Annotated in this window: 12 protein-coding genes; all 12 read left to right on the top strand. The window is 52.9% G+C overall.

Going from position 1 to position 16,905, the window contains the following annotated elements:
- Positions 1 to 84 precede the first annotated feature (84 nt).
- The 12 genes from FHW17_RS24205 (at position 85) to FHW17_RS24150 (ending at position 16,904) form a co-directional block, all read left to right on the top strand.
- Positions 85 to 1,140, top strand: a complete 1,056-nt coding sequence (locus tag FHW17_RS24205) for an NAD-dependent epimerase/dehydratase family protein (protein ID WP_348643778.1) — start codon at positions 85 to 87, stop codon at positions 1,138 to 1,140.
- 280 nt (positions 1,141 to 1,420) lie between these two features.
- Positions 1,421 to 2,326, top strand: a complete 906-nt coding sequence (locus tag FHW17_RS24200) for an NAD(P)-dependent oxidoreductase (protein WP_210276018.1) — start codon at positions 1,421 to 1,423, stop codon at positions 2,324 to 2,326.
- 785 nt (positions 2,327 to 3,111) lie between these two features.
- On the top strand, positions 3,112 to 8,628 hold the full coding sequence (locus FHW17_RS24195; protein ID WP_182510991.1) for an autotransporter-associated beta strand repeat-containing protein: 5,517 nt from the start codon (positions 3,112 to 3,114) through the stop codon (positions 8,626 to 8,628).
- A 241-nt stretch (positions 8,629 to 8,869) separates the two neighbouring features.
- The gene (locus tag FHW17_RS24190) at positions 8,870 to 10,081 is read left to right on the top strand and encodes an MFS transporter (protein WP_182510990.1); all 1,212 of its coding nucleotides are present in this window, start codon (positions 8,870 to 8,872) and stop codon (positions 10,079 to 10,081) included.
- Between the two features lie 441 nt (positions 10,082 to 10,522).
- Positions 10,523 to 10,888, top strand: coding sequence for an NADH-quinone oxidoreductase subunit A (locus FHW17_RS24185; protein ID WP_182510989.1), 366 nt, complete (start codon positions 10,523 to 10,525; stop codon positions 10,886 to 10,888).
- A complete protein-coding gene (locus FHW17_RS24180) occupies positions 10,879 to 11,460 on the top strand; it encodes an NADH-quinone oxidoreductase subunit B (RefSeq protein WP_091883776.1) in 582 nt (193 codons plus the stop codon). Before FHW17_RS24185 ends, FHW17_RS24180 begins: the two co-directional genes overlap by 10 nt.
- A gap of 9 nt (positions 11,461 to 11,469) precedes the next feature.
- Positions 11,470 to 12,075, top strand: coding sequence for an NADH-quinone oxidoreductase subunit C (locus FHW17_RS24175; RefSeq protein WP_112529567.1), 606 nt, complete (start codon positions 11,470 to 11,472; stop codon positions 12,073 to 12,075).
- A 43-nt stretch (positions 12,076 to 12,118) separates the two neighbouring features.
- Complete coding sequence (locus FHW17_RS24170) at positions 12,119 to 12,499, top strand: four helix bundle protein (protein WP_112529569.1); 381 nt, start codon at positions 12,119 to 12,121, stop codon at positions 12,497 to 12,499.
- A 62-nt stretch (positions 12,500 to 12,561) separates the two neighbouring features.
- The gene (locus tag FHW17_RS24165) at positions 12,562 to 13,752 is read left to right on the top strand and encodes an NADH-quinone oxidoreductase subunit D (RefSeq protein ID WP_091883774.1); all 1,191 of its coding nucleotides are present in this window, start codon (positions 12,562 to 12,564) and stop codon (positions 13,750 to 13,752) included.
- Positions 13,752 to 14,921 (top strand): NADH-quinone oxidoreductase subunit NuoE, encoded by a 1,170-nt coding sequence (nuoE, locus tag FHW17_RS24160; protein ID WP_182510988.1) that lies wholly within the window; start codon positions 13,752 to 13,754, stop codon positions 14,919 to 14,921. Before FHW17_RS24165 ends, nuoE begins: the two co-directional genes overlap by 1 nt.
- A 66-nt stretch (positions 14,922 to 14,987) precedes the next feature.
- Complete coding sequence (gene nuoF, locus FHW17_RS24155; RefSeq protein WP_112529575.1) at positions 14,988 to 16,292, top strand: NADH-quinone oxidoreductase subunit NuoF; 1,305 nt, start codon at positions 14,988 to 14,990, stop codon at positions 16,290 to 16,292.
- A gap of 12 nt (positions 16,293 to 16,304) precedes the next feature.
- Positions 16,305 to 16,904, top strand: coding sequence for an NADH-ubiquinone dehydrogenase (locus FHW17_RS24150; RefSeq protein WP_182510987.1), 600 nt, complete (start codon positions 16,305 to 16,307; stop codon positions 16,902 to 16,904).
- The last annotated feature ends 1 nt before the right edge of the window (position 16,905 follow it).

Here is a 16,905-nt window from a genome sequence, read left to right as displayed (position 1 = left end):
AGCATCTCGAGTTTGATTTCTGACCGGCGAATTGGGGCCTAAATATTAGGAGCAGGTTTAAACTGAAATATTAGGAGAATGAACGTGAGTCATGGCATTTGTCTTGTCACGGGAGGCGCAGGTTTTATCGGTTGCGCGATTTCATCCCAATTGGCCAAGCTCTATGATCGTGTCATCGTCGTGGATAATCTTCATCCCCAGATACACATGTCTAAACGTCGACCGGACGCTCTTTACAAGAGTGTAGAGCTTCTGGTGGCCGATATAACTGAGCCGAAAACCTGGGACAGCCTGCTTTCAGACTGTTCACCGGAGACTGTTATTCATCTTGCGGCGGAAACGGGTACGGGCCAATCATTTTCGGAAGCGTCGCGCCATTCGCATACGAATGTCACGGGCACTACCATGATGCTCGACGCTTTCCTTCGGCACGACAGGCTTCCAAAGCGCATTGTTCTGGCAAGCAGCCGGGCCGTTTACGGAGAGGGCGCTTGGCAGTCTTTCGAATGCAACACTGTATTCTACCCTGGTCAACGCAGTCGCGAGCAGCTTGCCGCGTCCAAATGGGACTTTGACGGAGAGCCGCTGCCTATGCAGGCGGGATATGTTCGTCCATCGCCGGTAAGTGTCTATGGAGCCACCAAACTTGCCCAGGAACACATTTTGGCTTCGTGGTGCAATGCGAGCGGATCGGAGTTGATGATACTCCGCCTGCAGAATGTATTTGGACCAGGTCAGTCGCTCATTAATCCGTACACCGGAATCGTCTCCCTATTTTGTCGGATGGGAAAAGAAGGTAAGTCAATCCCGCTTTATGAAGATGGAATGATGTTGCGTGATTTCGTTCTCATCGATGATGTTGCTGCGGCTTTGATAATGGCCGCGCATAAACCTGGGATTATGGAAGGAGTTATCGATATCGGAGGTGGCATACCGGTGACTGTCAAGGACCTGGCGAAGCAGATCGCCGAAATCTACGCCGCACCGGAACCTCACTTGAGCGGCGATTATCGCTATGGCGATGTGCGGCACGCATTCTCAAAAGCACAAAACACCGGAAAAGGACTTGGCTGGGAGCCGAAGGCGTCACTTCAAAACGGTCTGCGTTCGTTGGTGGACTGGATCGAAAATCGCACATAATCGTGAGGCCGTGGATGCATTTTGGCTGATTGGATAGAACGCGGGAGATTTCAGCGGCGACAGGATAACAACAAATCGCCCGCTACCTCTGTCGACGGACGCCGAAAGTTCTTTCATGGTTTTTTAGCTCTGTAACTCTGCAACGCGGCGTGCAGAACATTTAATCCGGCCTGGAATGGAAATATAACGCTATGAGATCACTCCACAAAAAAATGACGCCCCATCATGGTCGTTGTGTTTTGACCACATGCGTCTGTGGCATCTGTTGTAATATGGATGAATGGTTGACTTACGCCTTTCGGAAATGGCATCTGTTCCGCACATTAACGGAAGGAAGCGTGGTTTGAAGTATCTGGTGACTGGAGCCAATGGTTACATCGGCCGTAATGTTGTTAATTCTTTAGTTTCTCGTGGTCAGAAAGTGGTTATTGCAACCCGCAGCAAGATGTCGCGGGATGATGGCGTTGAGGTATTTGAAGGCGATGTTCTCGTTCCAAATCCTGATATCTTTGAAGAGACGGGGCGACCAGACGTTCTGATTCATCTGGCTTGGGAGGATGGCTTTATACACTCCAGCCCCAAACACTTGGAAAACCTGCCCGCACATATCACGTTCCTTCAAAACATGCTTGCCGGTGGCCTGAGACATGTTGTTGGCACTGGCACGTCGCACGAGATTGGTTTCCATATCGGTCCGATTGTCGAAGGCACGCCTACTTTCCCTCAACACGCTTATGGAATAGCAAAAAATCACCTTCGGCTGGTTCAGGAACTGCTGTGCAAGGAGTATACTGCCGTCAACCAATGGGTAAGATGTTTCTATATTGTCGGCGACGACGCCAACAATAATTCAATCTTCAAAAAGTTGTTGCAAGCCGAAGCGGATGGAAAGGCGGAATTCCCGTTGAATTCGGGAGAGTTGCTTTTTGATTTCATCGACGTGGCCGAGTTGGGCGAAATGATCGCAGATGTTGCGGCACAGGATCAGATTACGGGTACGATCAACTGCTGTTCAGGAGAGCCCGTTACACTCAAGACGATGGTCTTGCGTTTCATTGAGAGTCATAATCTCAAGATCAAGCCTACGTGGGGTGCTTTCCCGATGAGAGCCTATGACTCTCGGGCAATATGGGGCGACGCGACGAAAATACACGCAATACGACAGGCCAAGGGCGAAGCACGCTAGTCGATTTTGACAGTAAATCTTTGGTTGAAAGCTCCGTGCGAGCGAGAAGCGCAAAAGAATATCTGGTTTTCATTCATCAATGGTGCGCATTGTTATCTGCGCGTCTCCCATGAAAATGCCGATTATGGTGTTGGGCATGTAGCCTCATTACGGGATTTTAACGGCGGAATGGCGTGTTGCATATGCCGGTTGCGCGGGTCTGCTCTGGTCCTTATATATCTGAACGCCTACACCAGCCTGTTTATTCCAGAAAATGCAGTTAAATTCTCGCGTCTGTCTTTCTGTTCTGCGCGGCATGAGCCGAATCAGAGGGAAGAAATTGTCATGAGCAGATGAAAACTTTGCTTGGATGAAGAAAAAACGGTTGTTTTTCTATGAGCTTACAGGCGGCAAAAATATTAAAGTAACTAGTTGTTGCAACCTTCGTGATACAACCGTAGAACATGAGTTGACGGGGGATATCAGCAGTGCGCGCATGCGCAAAAGCTCATGTGAGCACATGAGGAACCACAGAGTTGTAGTATACGTATGGGGGTGAGTGCTGTGGCTGGGTTGTATAATTTCCCAAAAACTACCGTGGAGAGTATCTTCAACGTGAAGCGCGTCTATAGTTGCACTTTTGTTTTGGCTTGAGAATTTAAGTCATTCCAAGCCGACACATATTTGCAACTGTAGTAATGTAAATGCATCTTGGGGTTGAGGTGGCTGGCAGGCTTGTATAGTTTGTGCTCACAACACAATCAAAATTTTAATTCGCTAACTTACACTGACCGGAAGCCAATTCATTGACCAAAGCCAGCGCGACTATCTCTATTTGTTTCAAGAAAAAAGCTCTCCGGAGTGGAAACTATATCGGGCGTTTACGATCGACCACGAATCTCTCTCGGTTTGCCATCGTTTCCGGGTTGCTGTCTGTCGGCCTGAATATATTCTTGCCCCATTTGGCGCACGCTGGCGACAATCAGTATTGGGATGGCAATAATGCTGGCGGGGGCACGACCCCCAACGGTACTGTTGATGGCGGGCAAGGAACCTGGGACAACTCCAATAAGAATTGGACGGATTCTGGAGGCGCGGCAGCCGGAACCGGTTGGAAAGATGGCAACATAGCAATATTCACTGGAACAGGTGATGTTGTGACTGTGGGGTTTTTTTCGACCCTTAAAGTTGGGGGGCTGACTTTCCAGAAGGATGGTTACAATATCAGCGGTGCTACTGGCGGCCTCGAACTGGCAAACCCATCAACAATTATTACAACAGATGCTGGAGTAAACGCCACCATAAACACTACAATCACTGGTGGTGACAATGCAAAGCTTGTTAAGGCTGGTGCTGGAGCCGTTATATTCTCTGGTGCGAACAATAGCTATAGTGGCGGTACTGAAATTCAGGATGGAACGATTAGGGTTCAGGGGTTTGGTACGCTGGGGGACACAACTGCTTCGACCGTTGTAAAGGGAACCGGTGTCCTTGATCTTGGCGGCACTACGCAACGGCAAGACCAGCTGAATGTAAGCGGCAACGGCTCTATAATAAGCAATAATCCTACCGGTGGCACAATTCGTGTGAACGACGCCACTATCAGTGGTTCAGGCACAATCGCCGATAATGTAACGATTAACACAGGCACCAATGGTACCGTCACGCAAGATGGCGGTACGATGGCGGGTACCGCTGATACCGACACCTATTTTCTGAGGGGCGGGCAGGTTTCAAGCACTGGCAAGATTGTTGACGCAAAGAATGTCAGTCAAATTGGCGGAACAATGGCCGGTAATGTCGCTACGAGGGATTATGGCCTTGGAGGCACTGGCATCGTTTCAGGAACGATCAACGCAATCGGCAATCTGAATCAATCCGGCGGGGAAATTTCTAGCACTGGTACGCAGACCGTAACAGCAAAAAAATATGATTTTTCTGGTGGCGTGTTGTCTGGTTCGGTAACGGCAACAGACAGCGCAACGATCAGAGGCACAGCTGTGGTGGCTAACACGGGCAATATTAACGCCACCAACGCGATTACTCAGATTGGTGGAACGATGGGAGGAACCGCCACAACCAAGGATTATGGTCTTGGCGGGGATGGTGTCGTTTCTGGGACCATTAACGCGAGTGGTACTATCTTTCAACTTGGCGGAGAGATCTCCAGCACTGGCACGCAAGTCGTAAAAGCGAAGAATTATACATTCTCCGCTGGCAAGCTAACTGGAAATGTTGCCGTAACCGATACGGCAACCATTAGTGGTACCGCCTCTGTCGAGGGCAGTGGCAAGCTCAGTGCTACCAATGAGATTGATCAGTCTGGCGGGACCATGGGCGGGACCGCCGTCACCAAGATCTATAAACAATCAGATGGAACATTGTCTGGAACTGCAAAGACCGACAGCTATGATCTGACGAATACAGGCAAGCTGACTGGGGCCGTTAATACGATAGACGCAAATATCAAGGGCAATGCGAGGATTGAGCAAGGTGCCAGTCTGATTGCCACGAACGAAGTGAACCAGATTGGTGGAACCACCGCGGGAACGATACAGGCGCCATTTTACAATCTGTTCACTGGTGGAAGCGTTAGTTCCACAGGTGCTATTATCGGTGGAAAGTTATTCAACCAGTTTGATGGAACGATGGCGGGCACCGCGAGCACAGAGACCTATAATTTAGTCAAGGGCACGATGTCCGGGAACATCGTGAATGCCATTGATGTCAAGCAGTCAGGTGGGACTCTCTCCGGTACCGTAAGTGCGCAGAATTTTGTTCTGTCAGGCAACGGACGTGTTGAGGGTAATGGAGCTCCAGGGACTGGAATCATTAATGTTCAGACTGCTACAATCAAGGACAATGGTGTTGTTGCAGCTAATGCCTTTATCAAGGCAACGACCAGTATAATCCAGACTGATGGCGAGATGAGAGGTGTTGCTGATACACCCATCTATAATCTGTCTGATAATGGCGAGATGTCCGGAACGATTATAAATGGCGTGAATGTTAATCAGAGTGGCGGCAAATTGTCAGCCGGAGGAACGGCGAACACGCTGAACTACAACCTTTCGAATGGCGATGTTATAGGAACAATTAAAGCGAGTGGCACGCTCAATCAATCGGGCGGTAATATCTGGAGCCAAACAAATACCGCAGCGAACTACGATTTGTCCGGGGGCAAACTTCGCGGTACTTTGCATGTCACCAATACTGCTACAATTAGAGATGATGGTACTGTATTTAAGAACGGTATTTTGAATGCCGATACCAGCGTCTTGCAAATTGGCGGCACAATGGATGGCCAAGTCAACACTGTTACGTACGGACAATCCAAGGGAACAATGTCGGGGATTGCCACAGCCAACAATTATTTTCTGGCTGGCGACAATACCAGTGTACTCACCGGTGATGTGAAGGGGGCGAATCTTTTCAGACAGACCGGTGGACTCATGCAAGGTTCTGTCGAAACTCAAAGCTATCTTTTGAGTGGCGGCACACTCTTCAGCAGCGACAGGGTAACAGCCAAGGCATTCGGACGGACCGGCGGAACGCTGATTGGTGATGTCAATGCAGATATCAAAGCCACTGCGATCGGCGGCACCATAGCTTCGTTGTCTACTTCGGGAATTGATGTTTCCAATACCGGCAGCGGAATTAATATTTCGACCAGTGCAAATGGAACGGTCGTGAATGGATCGGGCACAGCAATCACCGCACGCGAAACGACTGGTGACATCAATATTGACACAACAGGAAAAGTGTCTGGCGTGAGTGGAATCGATGCCGCGACCACATCGGCAGGAAAGGTGAGGGTAGTCACCAGAGATACCGTCGTAAGTTCCAGCGGCCCCGCAATTTCTGCTCGTTCGATTGATGGCAGCGTGACGGTCGCAGCTGTAGGCAATGTAACGAGCGGCGGCATCGGTGTATTGGCAGAAACACAAAATGGTGCGATCGCCGTTCAGACTTCGGGCATTGTGTCAGGCGCGGTTGGCGTATCTGGAAACGCGACAGGGACCGGAAGCGTCAACATAGTTACAAACAATGCTGTTCAAGGCACATCTGGCGCGGCGATTTCGGCAGGCTCCTTGAGTGATAATATTGACGTTGCAGCTCATGATCAGGTCGCAGGCGGGTCTGTCGGTATTCTAGGGTCATCGCAAACGGGATCTATCAATATCCAGGCCGATAAACTCGTATCGGGTGCAACGGGTATCAATGCCAATACGACAGGCGCGGGTAACGTCAATGTCAACACGAATGGCGGTGTGCTTGGCACATCCGGCCCGGCGATTTCCGCCGGTTCAGTTGGTGGACGGGTTACAATATCCGGCAATAGCGCCATCAAAGGCGGCAGCCATGGCGTTTTCGTCAAGTCTCAAAACGGAGATATCTCCGTCAAGACAGGCAATACGATCAGCGGCAATACGGCAATCGCTCTTGAAACGACCGGTAATGGCGCGATGGAGCTTGATCTTGGCGGCGCTGTAACCGCCACAGATACCGCGATCTCCTTCAAAGGCGAAACAACGAATTCTCACGCCTTGCTCGATCAAAACGTCACTGCGGGTCAAACAGCGCTACGCAGCAATAGCACCGGTGTGGTGACTTTCGACAATTATGCGACGATCACATCCTCGCTGAATAACGCTGCAGGATCAGGAAGCGCTTCCAGTCTTACGCTACTTGATAACGTCGCCGGTCAGGCGATTCTGAACAATTACGGTCAGATGCAGGGTATGCTTGCTTCCGGAGCAGGTGCGCAGACATTCGTCAACAATATGGCTGGCGGTGTTTGGGACATGGGTAATTCGGGCGTATCAAATTTGCTTGGCAGCAATGATGTCATCCAGAATTCCGGTCTGATCAAAGCCACCGGCAACACGCAGCTCAATGGGCTGGAGCGCTTTGAGAATAACGCAGGCGGCACCCTCAGTCTCGTCAATGGCGCCGTTGGCGACAGGCTGGCAATATCGGGCGACTATGTTGGGCACGCAGGTTCAAACATTGCGCTCGACGTCGATTTTGATAATTCGACGTCTGACGTTGTTACCGTCGGCGGCGTGTTGATGGGAACGACTAATCTGAAGCTTAACGGCTTAACCGCGGGCCAGGCACCAACAGCCTTCGGCAAGACGATTCTTGTTCTGGATGCTGCCAAGGGCGGAGATGGAACGGTAACTGTTGAGGGCCTGCCGTCGGGTGGTATCGTTCAGTATGATGTGGCCCGTATTGGTGGGTCTGGTAGCGATCCCTCGCGATTTGTCATTCGTTCTGGCATCAACGGCACCGCTGCTAGTAGTGTGGTCTCCGGATTTATCGCGGCACAGAATGTTATCGGTTCATCATTCTTCAAGCCATCGAGCGGTCTGATCTCGGCGCCTGTTGATCCTGACAAGAACCAGTTTGGTCTTGCTCCATGGATCAGAACCAATGGTGGTATGTCCAAGATCGATACCAAGGGCACGATCTACCAGCCGGACGGCACCGCTGTTGAAGCGCCGGCAACGATCGAGACAAGCTATTATGGCTATCAGGTTGGCCTCGACGCGGGCGTGTTCAATATTCAGGACACGGGCGGCAACGTCAATTTTGGCCTCACAGGTGGTCAGATTTTTGGTAAGTCCGACCAGAAGAATTTTGCGAACACCACCGACTTCAATTCGGTGTTTTACGGTGCCTATGCCGCCTATACAAAAGGGCCGTTCTTCCTTGATTTCCAAGTGCGTCAGGAACTGATGGATTATACCGTCAATGTTGATGATCCGGTCTTCAAGATCAAGAACGGAGATGTTGGCGGCAGGCGTACGTCGATTAGCGGTTCCACCTCCTATACGCTCCCCTATAAGGACTGGTCATTCATTCCCGCGACTGGCTTTACCTATTCAAAGAGCAGCACGGATGACCTGTTTATTCCCCATAATATCCTGCTCAACCAGAACGAGGCGCGCGTGCGCTTCTCCGATGTCGAGAGCCTGATTGGTTTTGGCGGCATTACCGTTTCCCGGAATTTCTTCTTCAAGGATGACCGTATCCGTCTGTCGCCTTTCATCACGGCAACCGCCTATCATGACTTTGCTGGCGATATTAATGCGACCCTGACAATGGATCCGAGCAGCGCCAATCCGGTTGTTCTACCAGTCAAGACAGACCGGTTGAAAACATACGGTGAAGTGAGCTTCGGTGCCAATCTTCTTGCTTTAACAGGCAAGATAAATGGTGTTGACCGGCTTGTTATCGGCAGCGTGCGTGGTGATTTTCAGTACGGCGAGAATATTATCGGCGGTTCGGTAACGGCTCAGTTTCGCATGCAGTTCTGATCAGTTGACCATGTCAGGCGAGTTTGTTGCTAGGCCAATAGGACGATCAACCAGGCAGTAGATAGGCTCCTGCTGCCTGTGTCGTTTGGCGGCTGTGTGCGTGGTTGATTTGATCCGCCCTCAATCAACCAACTTCGTATTCCCCGCATAAATGCATTGCTGCGTTGCACAAAGAACAATTGTGAAACCTTCTTGGGCTAGGCATCGTCATTCCTTACTCGAGCCCTGATGGTTGCCATCCATGCCCTTGCCGATTCTTGCCCTTGCCATTGCATCGTTCTGCATCGGTACAACCGAATTTGTCATCATGGGGCTTTTGCCTGAAGTGGCCGCTGATCTGCACGTCACTATTCCCCATGCGGGTCTGCTCGTCACCGGATACGCCCTTGGTGTTGTCATCGGTGCGCCCATCATCGCTATCGCCACTGCATCGCTGCCACGCAAGCCGGTTCTCATCGGTCTTGCCATGCTGTTTGTCATTGGCAATCTTTTCTGTGCCATCGCTCCCAATTACTGGATGCTGATGATCGCCCGGGTGGTCACGGCGTTCGGCCATGGTGCATTTTTCGGTATCGGTTCCGTTGTTGCCGCCAGCCTTGTGCCTCGCCACAAGCGTGCCAGCGCCATTGCGTTGATGTTTGCCGGCCTGACGCTCGCCAACATTCTCGGCGTTCCGGCGGGTACGGCCCTCGGCGAGGTCTATGGTTGGCGCTCGACCTTCTTTGCCGTTGTTGCCATTGGCATAGCCGCGGTGATTGCCATTGCGCTGCTTGTGCCTGCGGCCAGGGAAGAAGAGAAGGGTGGGGGCATTCTGAATGAGATCAAGGTTCTCGGGAAATTGCAGGTCTGGCTCGCCATGCTGATTTCGGCGCTGGCCTCCGGCAGCCTCTTTGCAGTCTTTACTTATATAAAGCCGATTCTCACCGACGTTTCAGGCATATCGACCTCGGCGGTCACATGGGTGCTGTTGCTGTTTGGCGCTGGTATGACCATTGGCAACGTCATCGGTGGCAGGCTTGCCGACTGGAAGTTGATGCCGACCGTTATTGGCACATTGGTCACTGTCGTATTCACCCATGCCTTGCTTGCTGAAGTCAGCGGCAGCGCGGCGGCTGCGATTGCCGTGGTGTTTCTTTGGGGCATTCTGACTTTCGTTATTGTGCCGCCATTGCAAATGCGAGTCGTCGAAACCGCAAGCGAAGCCCCGAATCTGGCTGCCACGCTTAATCAGGGTGCGTTCAATGCTGGCAATGCCGCAGGTGCCTGGGTTGGTGGCGCGGCGCTGACATGGGGTGTGTCCTATCAGAATCTTCCCTTTGTGGGCGCGGTGCTGGCTTTGCTGGGGCTCGGGGTGGCGATCTGGTCGCTGCTGCTGGACCGCAGGGCGCAGCAGAAGAAATATGTTTCCGAAGAGGGTGAAAGGCTCAGTCTGGAGCCACTTGCGGGTCTTTAAGCGCCCCTCTTTCCCAGAGTTGGTGAAACAGCATTCGCGCCTTGGTGCGAGTGTTGTTTTGCTGCGCGCAGAATATCTGTATTTTGCCCTAAATCGTTTATAGGACCGAATGTCGCAGTTCTAAAAACCACGTCGCGGACGAACAGGCCGACAAGGCACATTAATATCATTCTAAAGAGCGATTCAGCTGCGTTTTGCAGGCTAAACTGGCATAAAACAGCAAAATATGCAGCTTTTTACCGATCTGCGTCACGCAATGGTGACCAAATCGGGGTGACACTGGGGCGATTGTTGCACTTGCGCGCATGGCGCTAACGCGCTAACCCTCGCCGCATCGCAGCGGTGTTAAAGCCGGGGCGGTCTGTCGCGTATATGTGGCAGTCATGTGCATAACATGGCATTCTTGTCAGCCTGAGTTCACAAGGCGGAAAAAGTCGGATCATGAACGAGCTTTTAAGTTCCTACCTGCCCATCGTTATCTTCATCGGGGTAGCGCTGGTAATCGGTTTGGCACTGTTGGTTGCGCCTTTTCTGGTCGCATACAAGTCGCCAGACCCGGAAAAATTGTCGGCCTATGAGTGCGGTTTCAACGCATTCGATGATGCCCGCATGAAATTTGATGTCCGCTTCTATCTTGTCTCGATTCTGTTCATCATCTTCGATCTGGAAGTAGCCTTCCTCTTCCCGTGGGCTGTCGCCTTCAGCAAGATTGGCTGGTTCGGTTTCTGGTCGATGATGATCTTCCTCAGCGTTCTGACAATCGGCTTTATTTATGAGTGGAAAAAGGGAGCGCTGGAATGGGATTGACCGACAGCAACACCACCCTCGTTGCACCGAGGCCCAAAGGTATTATTGACCCCAACACGGGCAAGCCTCTGGGTTCCGATGATGCGTTTTTCGGTGAGATCAACAATGAACTTGCCGACAAGGGATTTCTCGTCACATCTGCTGACGCGCTTGTCACCTGGGCGCGTACCGGTTCACTGATGTGGATGACCTTCGGCCTTGCCTGCTGCGCGGTCGAAATGATGCACACATCCATGCCGCGCTATGATGGTGAGCGGTTCGGTTTTGCACCGCGCGCGTCACCGCGTCAGTCCGACGTGATGATTGTCGCCGGTACGCTGACCAACAAGATGGCCCCGGCGCTGCGCAAGGTTTACGACCAGATGCCAGAGCCGCGTTATGTCATTTCCATGGGTTCCTGCGCCAATGGCGGCGGTTACTACCACTATTCCTATTCGGTGGTTCGTGGCTGCGATCGGGTTGTGCCGGTCGATATCTATGTTCCCGGTTGTCCACCCACGGCGGAAGCGCTGCTTTATGGTGTTTTGATGCTGCAGAAGAAAATCCGCCGCACCGGCACGATTGAGCGATAGGAGAGGGCGATGTTTGAAGAAGCATTGAATGAACTCTCCGGTTATCTCACCGAAAAGCTGGGTTCTTCGCTGAAGTCCGTAGCACTTGCCTATGGCGATCTCACGGTTGAAGTGGAAGCCGGTGCGCTGATCGACACGCTGACATTCCTGCGTGATGATGTGCAGTGCCAGTTTATCTCGCTGATCGATATTAGCGGCGTGGATTATCCATATCGTGCGCATCGCTTTGATGTGGTCTATCACCTCCTGTCCCCGCGTCAGAATCTGCGCATTCGTGTGAAGGTTGCGACCGACGAGGACACGCCGGTGCCATCGGCGACGCCTGTTTATCCGGGTGCCGATTGGTATGAGCGCGAGACCTATGATCTCTATGGTGTGCTGTTCTCCGGTCATCCGGATTTGCGCCGCATCCTGACCGATTATGGTTTTGAAGGGCATCCACTGCGCAAGGACTTCCCGCTGACAGGCTTCGTCGAAGTCCGTTATGATGATGAGGTCAAGCGCGTGGTGTATGAGCCTGTGGAACTGCGGCAGGAATTCCGCAATTTCGACTTCCAGTCACCTTGGGAAGGCACTGATTATGTGCTGCCCGGTGATGAGAAGGCGAAGCAGTAAGCAATAAGTTGGTAGTGGTGTAGTCAGTAGTGAGTAGGGGTTTTTGCAACAAAGGATCGAATCCTATCGGGACTTGAAAGTGTGGCAGTCGGCAATGTTTCTTGCCGAATGTTGTTACGGAGCCACTAAGAGCTTCCCGAAGGAAGAGGTTTACGGGCTGACTGCGCAGATGCGACGTGCGGCCATTTCAATTGCCGCGAATATTGCGGAAGGTTATGGGCGAGAGAATAGAGGGTCGTTTGTGCAGTTTCTACGAATAGCACAAGGCTCATTGAAGGAACTGGAGACTCATATTCTGCTATCGCGTCGCGTTGGCTTTTTGGGTCAGAATGAAGAAGTTGATCTGCTGTCGCAGTGCGAAGTGAACGGGAAAATGCTTAGAGCGCTGATCCGCACTGTACAGAGTAAACAACAGGCTGAATGAATTAGGTACGACGTTGATGACCACTACTCACCATTCACTACTCACGTTTCGCGGAGCGAAATATGACTGAACACAGCGTCCGCAACTTTAACATTAACTTTGGCCCGCAACATCCTGCGGCACACGGTGTTTTGCGCCTTGTGCTGGAATTGGATGGTGAAGTCGTCGCGCGCGTTGACCCGCATATCGGTCTTCTGCATCGCGGCACCGAGAAGTTGATGGAAGCCAAGACCTATTTGCAGGCCGTGCCCTATCTCGACCGCCTTGACTATGTGGCGCCGATGAATCAGGAACATGCCTATGCACTGGCTGTCGAACGTCTGCTCGGCATTGAAGTGCCCAAGCGCGGCCAGCTGATCCGTGTTCTATTCTCGGAAATTGGCCGCATTCTCTCGCATCTGCTCAACGTGACCACGCAGGCCATGGACGTTGGCGCTTTGACGCCGCCGCTCTGGGGCTTTGAAGAGCGTGAAAAGCTGATGGTGTTCTACGAGCGCGCCTGTGGTGCCCGTATGCATGCGGCCTATTTCCGTCCCGGCGGGGTGCATCAGGACCTTCCTGATAAACTCGTCGAAGACATCGGCAAGTGGTGCGATCCGTTCCTGCAGACCGTCAAGAATCTCGATGACCTGATCACCCCGAACCGCATTTTCAAACAGCGTAACGTCGATATCGGCGTTGTAACGCTTGAGGATGCCTGGGCATGGGGTTTCTCCGGCGTAATGGTGCGTGGCTCGGGTGCTGCCTGGGATCTGCGCAAGTCGCAGCCGTATGAATGCTATTCCGAGATGGAATTTGATGTTCCGATCGGCAAGAACGGTGATTGCTACGATCGTTATCTGATCCGTATGGAAGAAATGCGCCAGTCGGTTCGCATCATGCGCCAGTGCGTCGATCTCCTGCTGGGCAAGGAGCGGGTAGGGCCCGTTTCCAATATGTCAGCGAAGATCGTCCCACCGAAGCGTGGTGAGATGAAGCGGTCGATGGAAGCGCTCATCCATCATTTCAAGCTTTACACCGAGGGCTATCACGTCCCGGCTGGTGAAGTTTATGCCGCCGTCGAAGCGCCAAAGGGCGAATTCGGCGTATTCCTTGTCTCCGATGGTTCCAACAAGCCGTACCGCGTCAAGTTGCGCGCTCCGGGCTTTGCCCATCTTCAAGCCATGGACTTCCTGTGCCGTGGTCACATGCTGGCCGACGTCTCCGCTGTCCTCGGCTCGCTCGATATCGTATTTGGTGAGGTTGATCGCTAATGTCCGTCCGTCGTCTTGCAGAAGATAGCGTCCAACCAGCAGTGTTTGCGTTCAATCGCGAAAACACTGCCTGGGCCAAGCTGACCATCAAGAAATATCCCAAGGGCCGCGAACAGTCGGCTGTCATCCCTTTGCTGATGCGTGCGCAGGAGCAGGATGGATGGGTCACCAAGGCAGCCATTGAGCATGTTGCAATCATGCTCGACATGCCGCTGATCCGTGTCCTGGAAGTTGCAACGTTCTACACGCAGTTCCAGCTGAAGCCGGTCGGCACGCGTGCCCATATCCAGGTTTGCGGCACAACGCCATGCATGCTGCGCGGTTCGGAGGATCTGAAAAAGGTCTGCCAGCATCGCATTCATCATGATCAGTTTGAACTCAACGCATCAGGTACCTTGTCGTGGGAAGAGGTGGAATGCCTCGGCGCCTGCGTCAACGCTCCGATGATCATGGTGTTCAAGGATACCTATGAGGATCTGACGCCGGAACGTCTCGAAGAAATCATCGATGCGTTTGAAGCTGGCAAGGGTGACACGATCACCCCGGGACCGCAGATTGATCGTCATCTATCGGCTCCTATTGGTGAGCGTACATCGCTTACCGGTGGTAATGGCGCTGCCAAGCCAAAGGCTGCGGCGAAAGCTGCTAATGGCGCAGCCGTTCCCCCAACCAATGCGGCCAAGCCAGTGACGCACGATGTGGCCACCAGTGAGGCGATCAAGTCGCCATCGAAGGTGAAGGCATCGAAGGCGGCGGAAGATGCGGCTTCCAAGTCCGCTGAACCAACACCTGCCGCGGCGCGCGCTATCAGGAACCCCAAAATTGCCGAGGGTTCACTGGGCGAAAAGCCATCGGTGCAGTCAATCAAGGCTCCTGCTGTTTCGCTTGAGGACAAGAACCGCCCCGCAGCAATCGAAAAGCCAGCCGTCGTAGACGATCTGGAACTGATTGCTGGCGTTGGTCCAAAGATTGCGGGCATTCTGCATGAGCTTGGCATCTACACATATGCTCAGGTCGCCAGCTGGAAAAAGGCTGAACGCGAATGGGTTGACGGCTACCTGAATTTCAAGGGCCGTATCGAACGCGACGACTGGGTGAAGCAAGCCAAGGCCTTGGCCAAGGGCGGCGAAGCCGAGTACATCAAGGTTTTCGGCAAGAAGCCGAGATAATATCATTGGCGGAAACGATAGTCGTTTTCGCTGGAGAATGGACGAAGAGAGTAGGACGGGTGCGATATGCTCGCTGACAAAGACCGCATCTTCACCAATATTTACGGCCTTTTCGACAAATCGTTGAAGGGTGCGATGTCACGCGGCCAATGGGATGGCACAGCGGGGATCATCGCCAAGGGCCGTGACTGGATCATCAATGAGATGAAAGCCTCTGGCCTGCGTGGCCGTGGTGGTGCCGGCTTCCCCACGGGTTTGAAGTGGTCCTTCATGCCCAAGGAAAGCGATGGTCGCCCGCATTATCTCGTCATCAATGCTGACGAATCCGAGCCGGGCACCTGTAAAGACCGCGATATCATGCGCAATGATCCGCATACGCTGATCGAAGGCTGCCTGATTGCCGGTTTCGCCATGGGTGCCAATACCTGCTACATCTATGTTCGCGGTGAATATATCCGTGAGCGTGAAGCGCTGCAGGCGGCCATTGACGAGTGCTATGATGCCAAGTTGCTTGGCAAGAACAACAAAAACGGCTGGGACTACGACATTTATGTCCATCACGGCGCTGGCGCTTACATCTGCGGTGAAGAAACCGCATTGCTGGAAAGCCTTGAAGGCAAAAAAGGTCAGCCGCGTCTGAAGCCGCCATTCCCGGCCAATATGGGTCTTTATGGTTGCCCGACAACGGTCAACAATGTTGAATCCGTTGCCGTTGCTCCAACCATCCTGCGCCGTGGTGCGGCATGGTTCTCCGGCATTGGCCGCCCGAATAATGTCGGCACCAAGCTGTTCATGATCTCCGGCCACGTCAATCGTCCCTGCACGGTTGAAGAAGCCATGGGCATCACCTTCCGCGAACTGGTTGATAAGCATGCGGGCGGTATCCGCGGCGGTTGGGACAACCTGCTGGCGGTTATTCCCGGCGGTGCATCCTGCCCGGTTGTTCCGGCTGCTGATATCATCGATTGCCCGATGGATTTCGATGGCCTGCGCAACGTCAAGTCGTCTTTCGGTACGGCTGCGGCGATTGTGATGGACAAATCCACGGACATCGTTCGCGCCATTGCACGCCTGTCCTACTTCTTCAAGCATGAGAGCTGCGGCCAGTGTACGCCATGCCGTGAAGGCACAGGCTGGATGTGGCGCGTCATGGAACGTATGGCAGTCGGCAATGCGCAGAAGCGTGAAATCGACATGCTGCTCGATGTGACCAAGCAGATCGAAGGCCACACCATCTGCGCGCTTGGCGACGCGGCTGCCTGGCCGGTGCAGGGTCTGATCCGGCACTTCCGTCCTGAGATCGAGCGCCGCATTGATGAGTTCACACGCAATGCTTCTTCGGCAAGCCCCGTGCTTGTTGCAGCAGAGTAGGGTTGAGGGCACATGCCGGATAACAAGACAGACAAGAAACCGGGCGCAGACTGGTCGGCAGTGATGCCGAAGCAGATCGTTCCGGCTGCCAATCTGCTGACGCCGCCCATGGGCGCGATAGCGGCTGCGTCTGTTTTGAGTCTCGGTATTGCCAGCCAAATGTGGGGCCTATGGGCCGGCGCGCTGGCCGGCGTGCTTGATGCCAATACAAAATTGAAGCCGCTGGGCACTGTGCCTGAGACTGACGCCAAACAAGCACCAGATGTTGCTGAATTGAAGACGATCATACGCAAGAAGTCCGTGGAAACTGCTCCGAAAGCCGTTGCCGTCACGGCTGCTGACGTTCCGGTCACTGGTTCCACTGCGCCGGTAAAGCTGGTTACTACGGAAAAATCTGTTGTGCCTGATGATCTGAAACGGATTTCGGGTGTAGGTCCAAAGCTGGAAAAGGTTCTGAACGGCCTTGGTGTCTACACCTACGCGCAGATTGCGGCGTGGTCGGCGCAAGAAGTCGCCCGGATTGATGACCATTTGAAGTTTGGCGGACGTATCGTGCGGGATGAGTGGACGGCGCAGGCCAAAGCTCTTCAGACCCCATCAGGAGAGCATTGAA

The organism is Phyllobacterium sp. P30BS-XVII, assembly GCF_014138335.1.
In the GTDB taxonomy this organism is placed as follows: Bacteria; Pseudomonadota; Alphaproteobacteria; order Rhizobiales; family Rhizobiaceae; genus Phyllobacterium; species Phyllobacterium meliloti.
Note: the sequence above shows the minus strand (reverse complement) of the source record. Positions and strands in the feature narration are given on the sequence as shown.